The sequence below is a fragment of the Pedobacter sp. MC2016-14 genome (assembly GCF_020991475.1).
GTDB lineage: Bacteria > Bacteroidota > Bacteroidia > Sphingobacteriales > Sphingobacteriaceae > Pedobacter.
Window position 1 is genome coordinate 1,421,218 of record NZ_JAJMPA010000001.1, and the last position, 16,002, is coordinate 1,437,219.

Below are 16,002 nucleotides of genomic sequence, written 5' to 3' on the forward strand. Positions count from 1 at the left end.
TAGGGGATTTTGAAATTTACATTGTACAGTTTATACAACGCTGGCTGTAGGGTATCCTGCTATTTAACAGTGTACTTATAAACAAAACGTGCAGGATTTCCATTTTTGTCTAAGCCTTCAACAACTGCTCTGAAAGTGCCCCTGTCTGCGGCATTGTAAAACTCAAAGCTTGTCGTTCCGGTAAGCAAATCAGTAGTTACCCTTGGGTTCCAGAAAATGGTGGTCCGTAAATCTTTGTTGGTGTAAGTAGCAGGTGCATTTACGTACCGTGGCGAATAAAATTCGCGTTGCTTGCTGTACCCTTTCGGATTAATGGTTACAATATTATTTTGTGGCAGTAGTTTTTTCAGGTCTTCTATACTCATTTTTACCTTCTTAACTACTTTCATGTTAATGGAGATTACCCCATTGGTATTGTACATGCGGTTTACAGTACCAAGGTCATCTTTTAAAAACACCTCAATAGATTCAATTTCATTCATGTTTACACCAGAAATAGAAAAAAGGTCAACTGGCGAGCCGGCTAAAAATATACCTACAGGTATTTTCTTCCCTGCATTGTAATCGCGGGTAACATAAAACTGGCGTTCATTCTCATCATAGGTCAAGCCTGTTGCCATCATTTTTAAGGCCGTTAACAAATCGTTATAACCTGTTAGCTGTGTGCCATCAATGGTACGGTCTGCAATCATACTTAAACCAGATAGGGCCGAATAATCAGAGTGGCTTACTTTTTTTACAGGGGCGGCTTTAATGACCACCTCTTTCAATTGGCGCAGGTAGCTGTATTGTTTAGCGCTATTGTTGAGGTAGCTCGACATCGCACTGTCTATGTTTTGCACCTCGTCCGGTACGTTCACATTTCCAGAAATAACAGGTGCAGGCTCAGGATCCACCATAATCATCAAGTTGCTCCCGTTAGAACCATATTTAGCGCTAATCACCACCTGAGAAGAGTCAGGAAAATTTAAGTTTTGGAAATTGAAAATCCCTGACGGACTGGTTAGGGCTTCCGCAGAGTAGGTTCTACCAGGGATGGTCAGGCGCAGCGGTGCCTTTCTAACCGGCATTCCTGTGCGGTCGCGCAATGTCCCTGTAATATTCATGCCTTGTTCCGGCATGTAACTCACTTTAGGATATTGCCCGGCAAGTACCTCTTTATAAGTAAAACGGCGGTATCCCTGTGTCAGCATCAAGATGTCCAGGTCGGCCAGTTTTTTATCATTGGTTTTATTGAAGTAGTAATTCGGTTTTTCCAGGTAGCCCTGCAAATCAGAACTCAGTAATAATGAGCTCACAATTGTAGTTTCAGCATCTTCAGCTATGGGCACTTTCTGGTCATCCGTTACAGCCACCGAAAAATCTCCGGCTATTTTCTGCGCCCCGGCTATTGCCGAAACCGTCATTTTAACTTTCTGACGCGGCTTATAGCTTGGTAAATCAGTTTGAATGTTAACATTCATGGCTTGCGGTTGTAACACAAACGCCAGGCGCTCACTTACCGGCTCACCTGCGGTGTTAAAAAGGGTAATTTGTACAATTCCTGAGGGGAATTTATTCTTTGGAATTTTTGTCGCTGTTACCTGGTTCTGCAAAGCAGTCTGAGCGGCGTAATAGATAATGTTGCCACTCTGTGCAACGATAAAATGCGTTTTACTTTTATTGGCAGCAAAATAAGCGTCGTTGGCTACTATTTTAAGGCCAATGTCTTCTGCGCTGGTGTTGTTTACCTGCACACTGATGCCGCTCTCGGCTGCTTTCGGTAAATCAAAAGTTTTACTGGTACCATCCTTAAATTTTACATTGGCTTTGTAGCTTTTTCCGTTTTCCGCATTCAGGAAAAAGGCACCCATGCCCAGGTGGCTGGAGGTAAATGTGGTAATTTGATTGCCCTCTCCATCCGTAACCGTTCCCGTCAGGTCTATACCAAGGCCTTTAGGTGTTAGCGCCTTAAATGCAATTTGTGTAGGAATGCCTTTCAGCAGTTCGCCCCCCTCCGGGAAAAACTGAAAGTCATTGTCGCCTGCTTTAGGCTTAATGGCAAAACTTGCCGAGGCTATATTCTTATCTGCGGTATTAATATCCGTGATCAGGTTACCCGAGGTAATTTGCTCGTTCTTTTTAGGACTAAAAGTAACATTCAATACCCCGTTAGCATCTGTAGTTCCTCTTCCTTTGCCTATAATGTCGTATCCCGATTCTATTCTCCAGTTTACGGTTTTATTGGCATAAGGTTTTTTGTCTATGTTTTTGTACTGGATGCGGGCATTAATCACCTGGCCCTTTTCAGTCATGGTAGTGGTGTATGTATAATGGGTAAACAGCTCTTTATCTATCGCCTGGCCAATCGGAATGGTTTTGGTAAAAAAGTAATCCTGGTTAAAGTTCAGCATCCAAAGTGTGTAGGCTTTAATGTAATAGTTTCCCTGTTTAAAGTTTACAGGGTCTATGGGTAAATTACCATAGGCAACGCTGTTTTTTACCGGGAATTTTAGCGATTGCACCAAAGAGTCTTTGCTGTTGATCACATCAACATAAACTACCTTACTTACATTAGATGGCAGGTTTTGCTCGGCGGTAAGGTAGGCCTTAAACCAAATGGTGTCTGCTACAGTATAATACGGTTTATCAAAATGAAGATATACTTTTTCAATTGGGTATAACTCTGCCAATCGTTTAGTCTTGGTAATGATGTTGTTTAAAATCGTAGTGTCTTGCTGAGAAAATGCGCTAAAACTAAGGCATATAGAAAGCAGGAAAAGGGTAGATACAAATTTTAAGTACTTCATGAAAATATATTGGTTCCAATAAAGGGCTAATATATTCATTTACTGCCTCAATAGGCAAACGTCACAGGATCTTTAACATATTTTTACATTAATTTGCCAGGGGATGCAGCTTTTCATTGTTGTTCAAAATACTATAATTTACAACAGAATCGATCATGAGTACATTTTCCGTCTCCTGTTTCCTTTCTCGTCTTTAAGAGGATACATTTGTAGTATTTGCCTTACCATGGTTTAGCAATCAGTAATAATGGTATGTAATCCAGTAATTGGTATAACAATTGGAAGGTAAACAGAACCGATATTTGTCTTGTTAAAGAACAACTATGAAACCATCATGATTTATCAACCACACTTGGGATGAATAAATCTGATAGCTTCATAACAGCTAAAAAACAAATTTAAACAGATGAAAACAAGGAAATTAGGCAGCGGCGGTTTGGAAGTATCCGCCCTGGGTTTAGGTTGCATGGGTTTAACCTTTGGTTACGGAACTGCAACGCCTGAAAATGAAGCCATAACATTAATCAGAACAGCATACGAATCTGGCATTACTTTTTTTGATACTGCCGAGGCCTATAGCCAGGGTGGTAATGAAGTTCTCCTTGGAAAAGCAGTTAAGCCTTTTAGAGATAAAGTAGTTATTGCAACAAAATTTGGTTTTACAGATGGCGATGCTTCTAAAGGTCAGGACAGTCGCCCGGAAAGAATTCGCCAGGTTGCAGAAAATTCATTAAGATTTTTGGGTACCGATTATATCGATCTTTTTTATCAGCACCGAGTAGATACAAATGTGCCTATTGAAGAGGTTGCCGGAACCATTCAGGATTTGATCAATGAAGGAAAAATCAAACACTGGGGACTATCAGAAGCCGGGGCAGATACCATCCGTAGGGCCCATGCCGTAACACCTGTTGCCGCATTGCAAAGTGAGTATTCCATGTTTTTCCGTGATGCTGAAAAGGAAATTATTCCATTGTTGGAAGAACTGGAGATTGGTTTTGTACCTTTTAGTCCCTTAGGTAAAGGTTTTTTAACCGGAGCAATTAACGAGCAAACCAAATTCGACCCAACAGATTTCAGGAATATCGTGCCCAGGTTTTCAGAAGAAAATAGAAAAGCCAATCAGGCATTGGTTGATTTATTGCAAGCTATTGCCGCTGAAAAGGGCGCTACACCAGCTCAAATTGCACTGGCATGGTTGCTGTACCAAAAACCTTTTATCGCTCCTATTCCAGGAACAACCAAATTGCATCGTTTGCAGGAGAATATAGGAGGTGCATCCCTTGAACTGTCTGCAAATGATCTTAATGAAATCAAGCAGTCATTAGATACGATCGAAATTGTTGGTGCCAGGTATCCGGAACATTTGATGAATAGGGTAGGTAAATAAAACAATAGTTATAACGGGCAGCCAGTATAACATACTGGCTGCTTTAGTGTGTTTTAATTCAAATGCCTGTACTCATTAGGTGTAAAGCCTACACGATTTTTAAACAGACGGGTAAAGTGCTGCGGATATTTAAATCCAAGTTCATAGGCAATCTCATTTATAGTCTTCTCTCCACCATAAATTTTATTCTTGGCAATGTCTATTATTTTGTTCTGAATGTAATCTTGCGCAGATTTTCCGGTTTCTTTCTTGATGAGGTCCCCAAAATAATTTGGAGACAGATGCAATACTTCAGCAAAATAAGCAACTGAAGGCAAACCAATATTATAGGGTTTTTCTGAATAAAAATAATCGTTGAGCTGTTCTTCAAATTTTTCCAATATTCCCTTGTTTACGTGCTCACGTGTAATAAACTGGCGGTCATAGAACCGCTCACAATAATTGAGGAATAGTTCAATATTGGAAGCAATCAGTTTTTTGCTATGCTTATCTACAGACTGGCTTATCTCTTCTTTAATCTTAGAAAAACAATCGAATACGATCTTTCTCTCTTTCGGAGATAAATGCAACGCTTCATTGGTGTTGTAACTAAAAAAGCTATATTCGTTTAGCAGTTTCGCCAGTGGGGTACCCTTTATTAAGTCTGGATGAAAAACCAGGCCATGCCCCATCGGCTGATAATAATCCACCTTATTTTCTACATCAATAACCTGTCCGGGAGAAATAAAAACCAGCGTGCCTTTTTCATAGTCGTAATAATTGCATCCATACTTCAAATCGCCACAATGCACTTCTTTTAGGAAAATACAGTACAGCCCAAATGTCATTCGGGAACCAGTTCTCCTATTGGCCTTTGAGAAATCTACAATACTAACCAGAGGATGTAATGTTTCATGATTATTGAAAGCATTGTACTCACTAATTGTATCAAAATTATATAACTGTTCCATTATCCGCTTGTTATCTTATACAAAAATAGACATTATAGCTTACTAGTGATGAGGCGGTGTTACCAATAAGTGATATTGGTAGAAATATCCGTAATTGGTATACCGATGCACTAGCAATCAAACCAGAGATTTGTAACATTAGATTGAAGTATATGAAGATAGCAAAATTCTTATTGGTTTCAGTTTTTCTTTCCAATATTACGTTTACACATGCACAGCGTTCTAAAAAGCAATCACCTATGGTCATTGAAGAACAGGGTAGTTTTGCAATAGGAGGGACCATCACTACAAACGCTGGTACGTTCGATCCCTTTAATATTTCTCCGGCAGGACAGACATTTAGCGGAGATCATGCTTATGTTTTTTATCAGGTACCTGCTAATGCCCGTAAATATCCCCTAGTCATGTGGCATGGTATTGGTCAATTTTCTAAAACCTGGGAGACTACTCCTGACGGACGAGAGGGTTTTCAAAACATCTTTTTGCGCAGAAGATTTCCCGTTTATTTGATAGATCAGCCAAGGAGGGGCAATGCAGGTAGAAGTATGGATACAGCTTCAATTAAACCAGTTCCAGATGAACAGCAATGGTTTGGTGTTTTTCGTGTGGGAATATGGCCCAACTATTTTGATGGTGTCCAATTTGCACGCGATAAGGAAACACTTAATCAATACTTTCGTTCCATGACGCCAAATTTAGGAACAATTGATGTAAAAGTTACTACTGATGCCGCTGCTGCACTTGTTAATAAAATTGGTCCTGCAATTCTTGTTACGCATTCCCATTCTGGAGGTATGGGTTGGGTTACCGCAATTAAAAATCAAAATATAAAAGCAATTGTGTGTTATGAGCCAGGAAGTGGGTTTTTGTTTCCTGAAGGCGAGGTTCCTTCGCCAATACTAAGTTCAGCAGGAGCACTGGAGGCTGCAAGTGTGCCTTTAAAGGATTTTCTGCTATTAACTAAAATTCCCATTGTAATTTATTACGGAGATAATATTCCGGATAAGCCATCAAAAAACTCAGGTGCAGACGGTTGGCGGGCACGTTTGGAGATGGCAAAATTATGGCGGGATGCCGTAAATAAAAAGGGAGGGGATGTTACAGTGATTCACCTTCCTGAAACAGGACTCAAAGGGAATACGCATTTCCCTTTTTCAGATTTAAATAATATTCAAATAGCCGATATGATGTCCAATTGGCTGAAAGAGAAGAAGCTTGATTAAGGTGTACATGAAATAAAACAAGAAATGAAGAAGATAAAATTGGTTCTAATCGTAATATTGATGGCTGCAAGTGGCCTGTCTGGCGCTCAAACAAAGTTAAAAAATCCCTTTGGTCTGGTGTATGGTAATGCCATTACAGAAAATATAACGGGAAAAGTGAATATTTATCCTGTAACATATAAATTAAACGGGATTAATATTGCAGCCAATGTTTATACACCTGCAGGTTATAATGCTGCTCAAAAATATCCGGCGGTAGTGGTTGCCCACCCTAATGGGGGTATTAAAGAGCAGACTGCCGGACTATATGCACAGGGCCTGGCAGGTTTGGGATATATCACTATAGTTGCAGATGCTGCATATCAGGGTGCAAGTGGGGGCGAGCCGCGCCATACAGATAAACCCTTTTACAGAACTGAAGATATACGTGGCATGGCCGACTTTATAAGCCAATATGCAGGAGTTGATGCTGGCCGTCTCGGTGTGTTAGGTATTTGTGGCGGCGGTGGTTATACTTTGAAAGCGGCCCAATCGGATAAGCGGTTCAAAGCTGTGGCCACCCTAAGTATGTTCAATTCAGGTGAGGTAAGGCGTAATGGCTTTCAAAATGCTCAAATGTCTACCATCCAGGAACGTTTAAAAAAAGCTTCAGATGCCCGGGCTCAGGAAGCCGCTGGTGGTAAAATTACCTATGCAGGCGTGGCCAGCATCACCGATGAAGAAATTGAAAAAATCCCTACTGATTTATACCGTGAAGGATACCAGTATTATTACAGAAGCCACGCACATCCAAATTCTACCTTTCTGTATACCATGAGCAGTATGCTCGATTTGATGACCTGGGACGCCGCTGAGCGAATGGATCTAATCAACCAGCCGCTCCTTATGATGGCTGGAAGTAAAGCCGATACGAAATATATGACTGACGAAGCCTTCCCAAAAGCTACTAATGCCAAAAGTAAAGAGCTTTTTATCATTGATGGTGCTACCCATATACAAAGCTATTGGAAGCCAGAGTACGTCAATGTTGCCCTGGCCAAATTGAATACTTTCTTTAATAAAAATCTGTAATACAATGAAAGAAGCAAAATTATTCAAACGTATGCATATGGTTTTTGCCATTGCAATAATGGGATTGTATTCATGCAGTACAAGCAAAGCAATATTTCCTAAGGGAGAGAAAGTTGCAAATGATAATTTTACCGGAAGGGTTTGGCTCAATTATCTGCTGCAAACCGATACCGTTCATAATGTAAACATCGGTTCTGTGACTTTTGAACCCGGAGCCAGAACCAACTGGCATTTTCACAAAGGTGGCCAAATCCTGTTGGTATCAGAAGGTAAGGGCCTTTATCAGGAAAAAGGAAAACCTGTAGAGGTTATCAAAAAGGGTGATGTACTGAAGTGTCCCCCTAATATAGCGCATTGGCATGGTGCCTCACCTACAGAAGCAATGACCCATGTAGCTATCGGTACTAACACCAATATCGGAGGGGCTGTATGGCTAAAGCCTGTTACAGATGAAGAATACTTCGGTAAGCATTAGCAGAATTGTTGTTATATAAAAGCAACTTCTCTTCATTTAAATCAGGCTCATCTGGATAAGTTAATAAAAGCTAAGACAGGGCTTAAACAATTAACCTGCAAAATCTGTAGCTTAGCGGGCCAAGATACTGAGTCAGTTTTAAGATCATGAGTAGCCCAGCTGAAATCCCTTACAGGAGCCTTATTCAAATCAATAACAATTCAACTTTGCCGGTTTACAGACAAATTGCAGAAAGGATTATTGATTCGGTACAGCGTGGTTATTTGAGTGCCGGCCTCCGGCTCCCGGGCACACGCATTTTGGCCAAAATACTAGGCCTGCACCGCAATACCATTGTGGCGGCTTATGAAGAACTGGAAAAACAGGAATGGGTAGAAACCATTCCAAATAAAGGGACAGTACTGCTGCATGGCATGCACAAAAGCCCGGTCAAAATACGTACCGATAAGGCTACTTCAACTGCATCCTACCCCAATGCCGCGGGTTTTACTTTTAGCCAAACTAATATCCTCGACAATCCTTTTGAGCTGTCTGACTGCGACTATGTTTTAAATGATGGCAGCCCCGATATTCGCCTGATCCAAATCAGTGACCTGTCACAACGTTATAGCGCAAACCTCAAAAGAAAATCGAACCGTAAAAAGCTGAGCGGCTATAACCAGGAAGGAAGTGAATATTTTAAAGCCAACCTTTGTAACTACCTCAATCTTTCCAGGGGATTGCACATTTCCGGCAAGAACCTGCTGATTACCCGCAGCACAGAAATGAGTGTATACATCACCTCCAGGATCCTGCTTGCCCAAGGCGATCTGGTACTTGTTGGAACGCTTGGATATTTCTCTGTAAACATGATTTTGCAAAAAAATGGCGCCAGGATCCAGACGGTTCCCATTGACAATGATGGTATTGATGTGGATTATATCCAACGCATTTGCGAAAAACAGCAGGTAAGAATGGTATACATTACGCCGCACCACCATTATCCTACCACGGTAACTCTGAGTCCGCAGCGGAGAATGCAGCTCCTGAATTTGGCCGCTGAATACGGCTTTGTGATTTTGGAAGACGATTATGATTACGATTTCCATTACAATAAAAGTCCTGTTCTTCCCCTCTGCAGTGCAGATCACAAAGGGATGGTCGTTTACATTGGCGCACTCGGAAAATCTCTGGCACCGGGATTCCGCACGGGCTTTATTGTGGCGCCTGAAAACCTGATGGCCGAAATGCGCAAATACCTCGGCATTATAGACCGGCAGGGTGATATTTTGATGGAACAGGTGCTGGGCGAGATGATTGAGGATGGAGAAATTCACCGCTATATGCGCAAATCTTTAAAAGTTTACCAGGAAAGACGCGATCATTTGGCTGCTTTGCTATCCCAATACCTGGCTGATGAAGTGGAATTTGAGCTCCCCAGCGGCGGACTCGCAGTTTGGCTGAAATGGAAAAAGCAGATCAATTTGTTCCAGTTGAGTAAAAGCTGCGAAAAAAACAACCTCTTTATCCCTAAGACTTTACTTTACCAGGATAAACACACATCGGCCATGAGGCTGGGTTTTGGCAACTTAAGCAAGGAAGAAATGGAAACCTGCATCAGCATCATTCATAAATGTTTGCCAACAGCCCTCATCCGGACTAGCTAATTTCTCAAAACCGGCACCAGACAATAGTCCGGGTAGCGCTTACATTTGGCAAAAATTATAAATCAAATGAAACCAATTTATTTTGTTGCGATGTTATTATGGAGTGCAAACTTATACGCACAGCGCCCCAAAAAAGACACCGTAATTACCATTAACGAAGTAGTGATTACTGAAAATGGGTTCAATACCCCAATATCTAAACAGAACAGGAACGTATACGTCATTGACAAGGCCATGATTGCTAAATTACCGGCGCGTACGCTACAAGAGGTCTTACAATATGCCAACGGGGTAGACCTGAGACAAAGGGGACCAATGGGTGGTCAGGCTGATGTGAGTATTGATGGGGGAAGTTTTGAACAGACAGTAGTACTTTTAAACGGCACCAAGATTATAGATGCTCACACTGCCCACAACATGCTGAACCTGCCCATCCCGGTAGAAGCTATCGAAAGAATTGAAGTGGTCAGAGGACCTGCTGCTAGGATTTATGGCATCAACAGCTTAACAGGGGCAATTAACATCATTACTAAAAAGCCCAGCAAATCTGGCTTTCTCGTAGATGCCCATGGAGGTTCGAATTTTGAAAAAGATACAGAAGGTACTGGAAAAACATTTTATAACCAGGGACTACAACTTGGTGCAGTACTCAGCAAACAAAAGCATCAGCATTCGGTTTTTGGATCGCACGATAAAAGCAATGGTTACAGGTTCAATACGCAGTTTGAAAATACCAGATTGATGTACCAGGGGCACATTCAAATTGACAGTGCAAATGAGATCATGACTTCTTTTGGTTACACAAAAAATACCTTCGGTGCTAATGGCTTTTACGCCGCTCCGGCAGATAGGAATTCTACGGAGACGGTACAAACTACAATTGCAGCGCTGCAATCAAAACATACCTTATCAGACCGCTGGGTGCTGATACCCAGACTGAGTTACCGGTATAATTTTGATGATTATCGTTATTTTGGCAAGGTAAATCCAAATGCAGGTGTAAGTAAACACAATACAAATTCCTTTGCCGCAGAATTAACCAGCTCGTACAAATTGGAGCGCGGAGAATTGGGCTTTGGTGCCGAGCTTAGAAGCGAAAACATCAACTCTTCAAATATTGGCAAACACAACCGTGAAAACGTGGGCATTTACACCCAATACCGAACTGACTTGCTGAAAAACCTGAATGTGAACCTGGGCACTTACATCAATTATAATTCGGCCTACAAGTGGCAGGTATACCCGGGACTTGATGCCAGTTATGCGCTGAACGATATTTTTAAAATTGTTGGAAATATTGGAACAAGTCAGCGTTTGCCTTCCTTTACAGATTTGTATTTAAACCAACGTCCTGGAAATATCGGAAACCCTGATGTGAGCCCGGAAAGTGCCTTCCAAACCGAAGGAGGGTTAAAGGCGCTGAAAGGGAATTTTACTTTCAATGCTAATGTTTTATATAGGAAAATCAATCGGTTTATAGACTGGACACGTGCAGTAGTCACAGATCCATGGCAGGCCAATAACGTGGGAACTATGGTTACCAAAGGCTTTAACGTACGTTCTGGCTATGGCCTGGAGCTTAGCGGAGTTTCAAAATTCAACTTTGAAATGGCCTATTCTTATCTAAACTCAGATTTTGAAGACATGGATCAAGGTCTTGCCTACAAGTACCAGCTTTCTTCCTTAAAACACCAGGTAACCAACACCATTGATTATAAATATGCCAATTTCTCTGTGTTGTTTGCTACACGCCTTAACCAAAGAATTATGGGCCCGTCTTACTGGATCAACGATTTCAGGATCAGTCAGACCATTAAAAAACTTACACTATATGCTGATGCGCAGAATATTTTTGACACGCAATATTTTGAGATTGGAGCCATTCCGCTTCCTTCACGCTGGTTAAGCCTGGGTGTAAAATTTGTATCTTTCTAGTATAATAGTATATTAGTGAAAATTTTAATTTATGTTCTACGCTTTAATCTCAGCCGCTATCATCTTTTTTTTAGCGCACCTAATTCTTTTGTTGACTGCCTTTCCGCAGTCCAAACTTGCCGGAAAAAGGTATTTCTACTCGCACCTGACCTTATGGTTTACCGGCCTTTTTATTTTTATATTGGCCTTGCTTTACAGTGGTACCGGGCAATCTAACTTCCTGGATTATTTTGATACCCCAACAAAGAAGGCGATGATCCTTGTATTTACAATGGCATTATCACTGGTAGCGCACACGATTGTTAAATACGTAGTGCTGCCTTTGCTACAGAAAAACCTTGAGGGCTAAGTAAGTAGTGTTTGAATTTTGCAATAAATGATTTGATTGATATAATCTATCCAGCCCATCATACCCCTATCTTTGTCTGGGGAAGGAGTAACGATTAAACCTGTTTATCATGACAAAAGCTGAATCACTGGAAGACTTTTACAAGCACAAATTAAATTATCTGCCCGTTGACCTGCATAAGGACCTCGGGCATTTTAATGTTTTTAGACTGGAAGATTGCACGGGTGTTAATGCCAAACCGATTACCTATAACCGCAGGGATTTTTTTAAGATTACCTTAATCCGCGGTAAAAACAGGTACCACTATGCCGACAAGAGCATTGAAATTGACGGCAGTACCCTGGTATTTTTTAATCCGCATGTACCTTATACCTGGGAGCCTTTAACCAGCGAAACCACGGGCTTTTTCTGTATCTTCACAAAATCCTTTTTTACTGAAAACATAGGTCTTGGCTTAAATGACCTGCCCATGTACCGCACAGACGGGAAGCCTGCCTATATCCTTAGCGAGCAGGAAGATGAGCAGATTGCCGGAATTTTTAAAAGAATGTTTGAAGAGATTGCATCTGACTATACTTTTAAGTATGACCTGATCAGGAATTACATTACGGAACTGACACACATTGCCCTGAAATCCAGGCCTTCGGAAAGCTTATACCGGCATCCTGATGCGAAATCGCGCATTACCTCTATTTTTACTGAATTGCTGGAAAGACAATTTCCTATCGAAAGCCCATCACAAAGGTTTAGTATGCGTTCTGCCAAGAATTTTGCTGAACAACTTTCTGTACATGTGAACCATCTGAACAGGGCAATTAAAGAAACTACCGGCAGGACAACGACAGATTTAATTGCGGAAAGGTTGCTGAGCGAGGCGAAATCCCTGCTGAAGCATACAGACTGGAATGTATCTGAAATTGGTTACAGTCTGGGGTTTGAGGAACCTGCACATTTTAATAATTTTTTTAAGAAGCAAACACAACTTACACCTAGCCGCTACAGGATGGCCTAAATAGCGGTTTGAATTTCGTAACAATCGGCTTGATTTACGCAAACGGCAGCTCCCAAAGCGCTGTACCTTTGAAACATCAAAACGACAATTATGAACACAGAAAAAATTTGGTTTGTTACCGGTGCCTCCAAAGGACTGGGCTTAACCCTTGTTAAAAAATTATTAAAAGATGGCTACAAAGTAGTGGCGACCTCCAGAAGTATCGAAGATTTAAGGGCTGCTGTAACGGAAGCTGCTGACAGCTTCCTACCCCTGGAGATGAATTTAAAATCTGAAGCCAGCGTACAGCAAGCCATCGAAAAATCCATCAGCACTTTTGGCAAAATTGATGTGGTGGTAAACAATGCTGGCTATGGCTTAAGTGGTGGACTAGAAGAATTGAGTGATGAAGAAGCGCGTGAAAACTTTGACGTCAATGTATTTGGTGCTTTGAACGTTATTCGCCAGGTCTTGCCTCATCTAAGGAAACAACAATCGGGTCACATCATTAACGTTTCGTCTATAGGCGGTTTTACAGGAATGTTTCCAGGCTTTGGCATCTATTGCGCCACTAAATTTGCGATGCAGGGCTTCACAGAATCACTGGCTACAGAAGTAAAGGCTTTTGGAATTCATGCCAGTATCGTGTCTCCAGGTTATTTCAGGACTAATTTCCTTACCGCCGAATCTTTAAATGTCCCCAAAAATCCTATTGAAGCTTATAAAGAAGTACGCGACTCACAGGATGCCCATCAAAACAGCATCAACGGCAACCAGCCAGGAGATCCGGAAAAAGGTGTAGCTGTAATTATTGCGGCAGCAGAAGCTGAACATCCCCCGCTTCATTTGTTTCTTGGCCAGGATGCTTATGACCTTGCTTATCAGAAAATGGAACTGGTGAAAGCAGATCTGGAAAACTGGAAGGAATTGACAACTTCAACTGGTTTTTAACGATTATGGCAGCATCTGGAAGAGGTGCTGCCTTAATTTTTTATTTAAACTGCTGCCAGGTCAAACGGAAGTTTTCTGATCCTTTTGCCTGTTAAGTCGAAAATGGCATTCGTTAAGGCAGGGGCAAAGGGGGGGAATCCAGGTTCGCCCATACCGCCCGCATCAGCATCGTTTTCCATAATGTATACTTCGGTCGGCGGAATGTCCGTGATCCTCGGCATTTTGTAATCATAGAAATTTCGTTGCTCTACCATACCATCCTTAAAGGTAATCTCATGAGTAGTTGCCGCGCCTATAGCCATCACCACACTACCTTCCACCTGGGCTTTGATGATGTCAGGGTTCACGTACCAGCCGCAGTCCACCACTACCCAAACTTTGTCAATGTGGATGCCGCCGGTTTTCGCTTTAGACACCTTAACTATATGGCCAACGGTACTGGCAAAACATTCCGTAATGGCTACGCCATAGCCCTCGTTCTTTTTTCTGCTTTTCCAACCCGAAACCGCTTCCATTTTATCGATCAGGAGCTGGCTTCTTTCATCCTTCAGGTATTTCCTTCTCAGTTCAAGCGGATCTTGCATGGCTTTTTGGGCAATTTCGTCTAAAAAGCTTTCATAGGCAAAGCCGTTGGTAGATGCGTATACCGAACGCCAGAAACTGGTGGGTATCGGTGTTTTAAAAGGTACATCCGCAAAACTGATGTTTTTTATACTGTCATAATAAGGTTTTAAAAATCCCTCTGAGGTACTTCTGTTTGGCTTTCCATTGTCACCACCCCGCCAGTGGTCGTTATTTTGACCCGCCATCCGGAATTTGAGCGCAGTAATTTCACCTTTCTCCACAGCCCCTTCGCAACGGTAAGAGACCCCCGGACGGTAAGGCCCCTGTGTGGCATCATCTTCCCTGGTCCAAACCACCTGTACCGGTGCTCCAATCTCTTTTGAAACCATAACCGCTTCATATGGATAGTCCGGCATTGCCTTTCTTCCAAATCCTCCACCCAAAAAGGTCATGTTCACAATAACCTTCTCCCTTGCCAGGCCCAATTTTTTACTCACATAATCCTGGATCCAGTTGGGTGCCTGTACAGGTCCCCAAATTTCTACTTTATCGCCCTGAAAATGAGCAATGCAGTTTACCGGTTCCATGCAACTGTGAGACTGGTAAGGTGTTTCATAAACTACATCCAGCTTGTCTTTTGCCTGGGCAATAACTCCTGTTGGGTCGCCCTGCGTCTTTAAAGGCAAGCCTTCGCTGCTTTGTAGCAATTCGCGATGGCGTTTGTAGATTTCTGGTGTACTAACGTGTTCAAAGCCAGTGTCATCCCATTCTATTCGTAGCGCTTTTTTGCCTTGCATGGCCGCCCAGGTAGAGTTGGCTACCACAGCTACGCCCTCGCGATCCGTGTCCCATACACCCATCACTACTTTAAATACATGGCTTACGCCGGGAACCTTTAACGCAGCAGAAGCATCAAAGCTTTTCACTTTTCCCCGCATACGCGGGTTCCGTTCAACGGCAGCAAATTTTAAACCCGGAATTCTTTTGTCAATTCCAAAAATGGCTTCACCATTGGTTTTCATGGGTGAGTCACGGCGGTGCGATGCTTTGCCGATCACCTTATAGTCTTTTCTTTCCTTTAATTTTACTGTTGCGGGTGCGCTTAGTTTGCTGGCTTCTTCTACCAGTTCACCATAATGGAATTTTTTGCCTGAAGACCTATGGATTACATGCCCCAATTCAGCATAGCAATCCTCAGCAGGTACTTTCCAGCGGGATGCCGCGGCCATAATTAGTACTTCACGTGCAGTTGCACTCAACTTGAGGAGGTTTTTGTAACTTCCTCGTACAGTAGAGCTGCCGCCCGTTAGCTGGCTGCCGTATTTTTTCTCATCGCCCTGCGTAAGCTGAATATCTACCCCATACAAATCAACTTCCAGTTCTTCCGCAATAATCTGGGCAATGGAATGGTAAACACCCTGGCCCATTTCTGCCCGGTGACAAATCAGCGTCACCTTACCATTGGTATTAATGATGATCCAGGCGGCCAATTCTACACCTGCATTGCCAAGAGGATTTGGCACTGCATTGATTACTTTTGCTTCAGCCTCGCCAGACATATATAGTCCAAGGCAAAGGGCCGTACTTCCTATACCTGCAATCTTAAGGAAATTCCTTCTGGACAGGTGCTCAACTTCTTCTGATACTGACATATGCTAAGATTAAAGA

The 16,002-nt window shown here is 42.2% G+C and carries 12 protein-coding genes; 9 read left to right on the top strand and 3 right to left on the bottom strand.

What is annotated here, in order from left to right; genetic code table 11:
- Nucleotides 1-59: 59 nt before the first annotated feature.
- Nucleotides 60-2,789, bottom strand: coding sequence for a carboxypeptidase regulatory-like domain-containing protein (locus tag LPB86_RS05940; protein WP_230641819.1), 2,730 nt, complete (start codon nucleotides 2,787-2,789; stop codon nucleotides 60-62).
- Between the two features lie 406 nt (nucleotides 2,790-3,195).
- Here LPB86_RS05940 and LPB86_RS05945 point away from each other — a divergent pair, with 406 nt between their 5' ends.
- Nucleotides 3,196-4,179, top strand: a complete 984-nt coding sequence (locus LPB86_RS05945; RefSeq protein WP_230641820.1) for an aldo/keto reductase — start codon at nucleotides 3,196-3,198, stop codon at nucleotides 4,177-4,179.
- Nucleotides 4,180-4,232: 53 nt separating this feature from the next.
- Here LPB86_RS05945 and LPB86_RS05950 read toward each other — a convergent pair whose 3' ends face one another.
- A complete protein-coding gene (locus LPB86_RS05950; RefSeq protein WP_230641821.1) occupies nucleotides 4,233-5,129 on the bottom strand; it encodes an AraC family transcriptional regulator in 897 nt (298 codons plus the stop codon).
- Nucleotides 5,130-5,281: 152 nt separating this feature from the next.
- Here LPB86_RS05950 and LPB86_RS05955 point away from each other — a divergent pair, with 152 nt between their 5' ends.
- From LPB86_RS05955 to LPB86_RS05990, 8 genes are all read left to right on the top strand, one after another.
- Nucleotides 5,282-6,352, top strand: a complete 1,071-nt coding sequence (locus tag LPB86_RS05955; RefSeq protein ID WP_230641822.1) for an alpha/beta fold hydrolase — start codon at nucleotides 5,282-5,284, stop codon at nucleotides 6,350-6,352.
- Nucleotides 6,353-6,376: 24 nt separating this feature from the next.
- Nucleotides 6,377-7,423, top strand: a complete 1,047-nt coding sequence (locus LPB86_RS05960) for an alpha/beta hydrolase (protein WP_230641823.1) — start codon at nucleotides 6,377-6,379, stop codon at nucleotides 7,421-7,423.
- Nucleotides 7,424-7,427: 4 nt separating this feature from the next.
- The gene (locus LPB86_RS05965) at nucleotides 7,428-7,898 is read left to right on the top strand and encodes a cupin domain-containing protein (protein WP_230641824.1); all 471 of its coding nucleotides are present in this window, start codon (nucleotides 7,428-7,430) and stop codon (nucleotides 7,896-7,898) included.
- Nucleotides 7,899-8,044: 146 nt separating this feature from the next.
- Nucleotides 8,045-9,544, top strand: coding sequence for a PLP-dependent aminotransferase family protein (locus tag LPB86_RS05970; protein WP_230641825.1), 1,500 nt, complete (start codon nucleotides 8,045-8,047; stop codon nucleotides 9,542-9,544).
- Nucleotides 9,545-9,610: 66 nt separating this feature from the next.
- Nucleotides 9,611-11,479 (top strand): TonB-dependent siderophore receptor, encoded by a 1,869-nt coding sequence (locus tag LPB86_RS05975; protein ID WP_230641826.1) that lies wholly within the window; start codon nucleotides 9,611-9,613, stop codon nucleotides 11,477-11,479.
- A gap of 31 nt (nucleotides 11,480-11,510) precedes the next feature.
- Nucleotides 11,511-11,828, top strand: coding sequence for a hypothetical protein (locus LPB86_RS05980; protein WP_230641827.1), 318 nt, complete (start codon nucleotides 11,511-11,513; stop codon nucleotides 11,826-11,828).
- Nucleotides 11,829-11,937: 109 nt separating this feature from the next.
- The gene (locus tag LPB86_RS05985; protein WP_230641828.1) at nucleotides 11,938-12,840 is read left to right on the top strand and encodes an AraC family transcriptional regulator; all 903 of its coding nucleotides are present in this window, start codon (nucleotides 11,938-11,940) and stop codon (nucleotides 12,838-12,840) included.
- A 90-nt stretch (nucleotides 12,841-12,930) separates the two neighbouring features.
- Nucleotides 12,931-13,770 (top strand): oxidoreductase, encoded by an 840-nt coding sequence (locus LPB86_RS05990; RefSeq protein WP_230641829.1) that lies wholly within the window; start codon nucleotides 12,931-12,933, stop codon nucleotides 13,768-13,770.
- A gap of 44 nt (nucleotides 13,771-13,814) precedes the next feature.
- Here LPB86_RS05990 and LPB86_RS05995 read toward each other — a convergent pair whose 3' ends face one another.
- The gene (locus LPB86_RS05995) at nucleotides 13,815-15,986 is read right to left on the bottom strand and encodes a molybdopterin cofactor-binding domain-containing protein (protein WP_230641830.1); all 2,172 of its coding nucleotides are present in this window, start codon (nucleotides 15,984-15,986) and stop codon (nucleotides 13,815-13,817) included.
- Between the last annotated feature and the right edge of the window lie 16 nt (nucleotides 15,987-16,002).

What these genes read in the sequence shown, in the direction of transcription:
- LPB86_RS05940 (WP_230641819.1), bottom strand. Translation starts at nt 2,789, where the DNA reads ATGAAGTACTTAAAATTTGTATCTACCCTTTTCCTGCTTTCTATATGC.
- LPB86_RS05945 (WP_230641820.1), top strand. Translation starts at nt 3,196, where the DNA reads ATGAAAACAAGGAAATTAGGCAGCGGCGGTTTGGAAGTATCCGCCCTG.
- LPB86_RS05950 (WP_230641821.1), bottom strand. Translation starts at nt 5,129, where the DNA reads ATGGAACAGTTATATAATTTTGATACAATTAGTGAGTACAATGCTTTC.
- LPB86_RS05955 (WP_230641822.1), top strand. Translation starts at nt 5,282, where the DNA reads ATGAAGATAGCAAAATTCTTATTGGTTTCAGTTTTTCTTTCCAATATT.
- LPB86_RS05960 (WP_230641823.1), top strand. Translation starts at nt 6,377, where the DNA reads ATGAAGAAGATAAAATTGGTTCTAATCGTAATATTGATGGCTGCAAGT.
- LPB86_RS05965 (WP_230641824.1), top strand. Translation starts at nt 7,428, where the DNA reads ATGAAAGAAGCAAAATTATTCAAACGTATGCATATGGTTTTTGCCATT.
- LPB86_RS05970 (WP_230641825.1), top strand. Translation starts at nt 8,045, where the DNA reads ATGAGTAGCCCAGCTGAAATCCCTTACAGGAGCCTTATTCAAATCAAT.
- LPB86_RS05975 (WP_230641826.1), top strand. Translation starts at nt 9,611, where the DNA reads ATGAAACCAATTTATTTTGTTGCGATGTTATTATGGAGTGCAAACTTA.
- LPB86_RS05980 (WP_230641827.1), top strand. Translation starts at nt 11,511, where the DNA reads ATGTTCTACGCTTTAATCTCAGCCGCTATCATCTTTTTTTTAGCGCAC.
- LPB86_RS05985 (WP_230641828.1), top strand. Translation starts at nt 11,938, where the DNA reads ATGACAAAAGCTGAATCACTGGAAGACTTTTACAAGCACAAATTAAAT.
- LPB86_RS05990 (WP_230641829.1), top strand. Translation starts at nt 12,931, where the DNA reads ATGAACACAGAAAAAATTTGGTTTGTTACCGGTGCCTCCAAAGGACTG.
- LPB86_RS05995 (WP_230641830.1), bottom strand. Translation starts at nt 15,986, where the DNA reads ATGTCAGTATCAGAAGAAGTTGAGCACCTGTCCAGAAGGAATTTCCTT.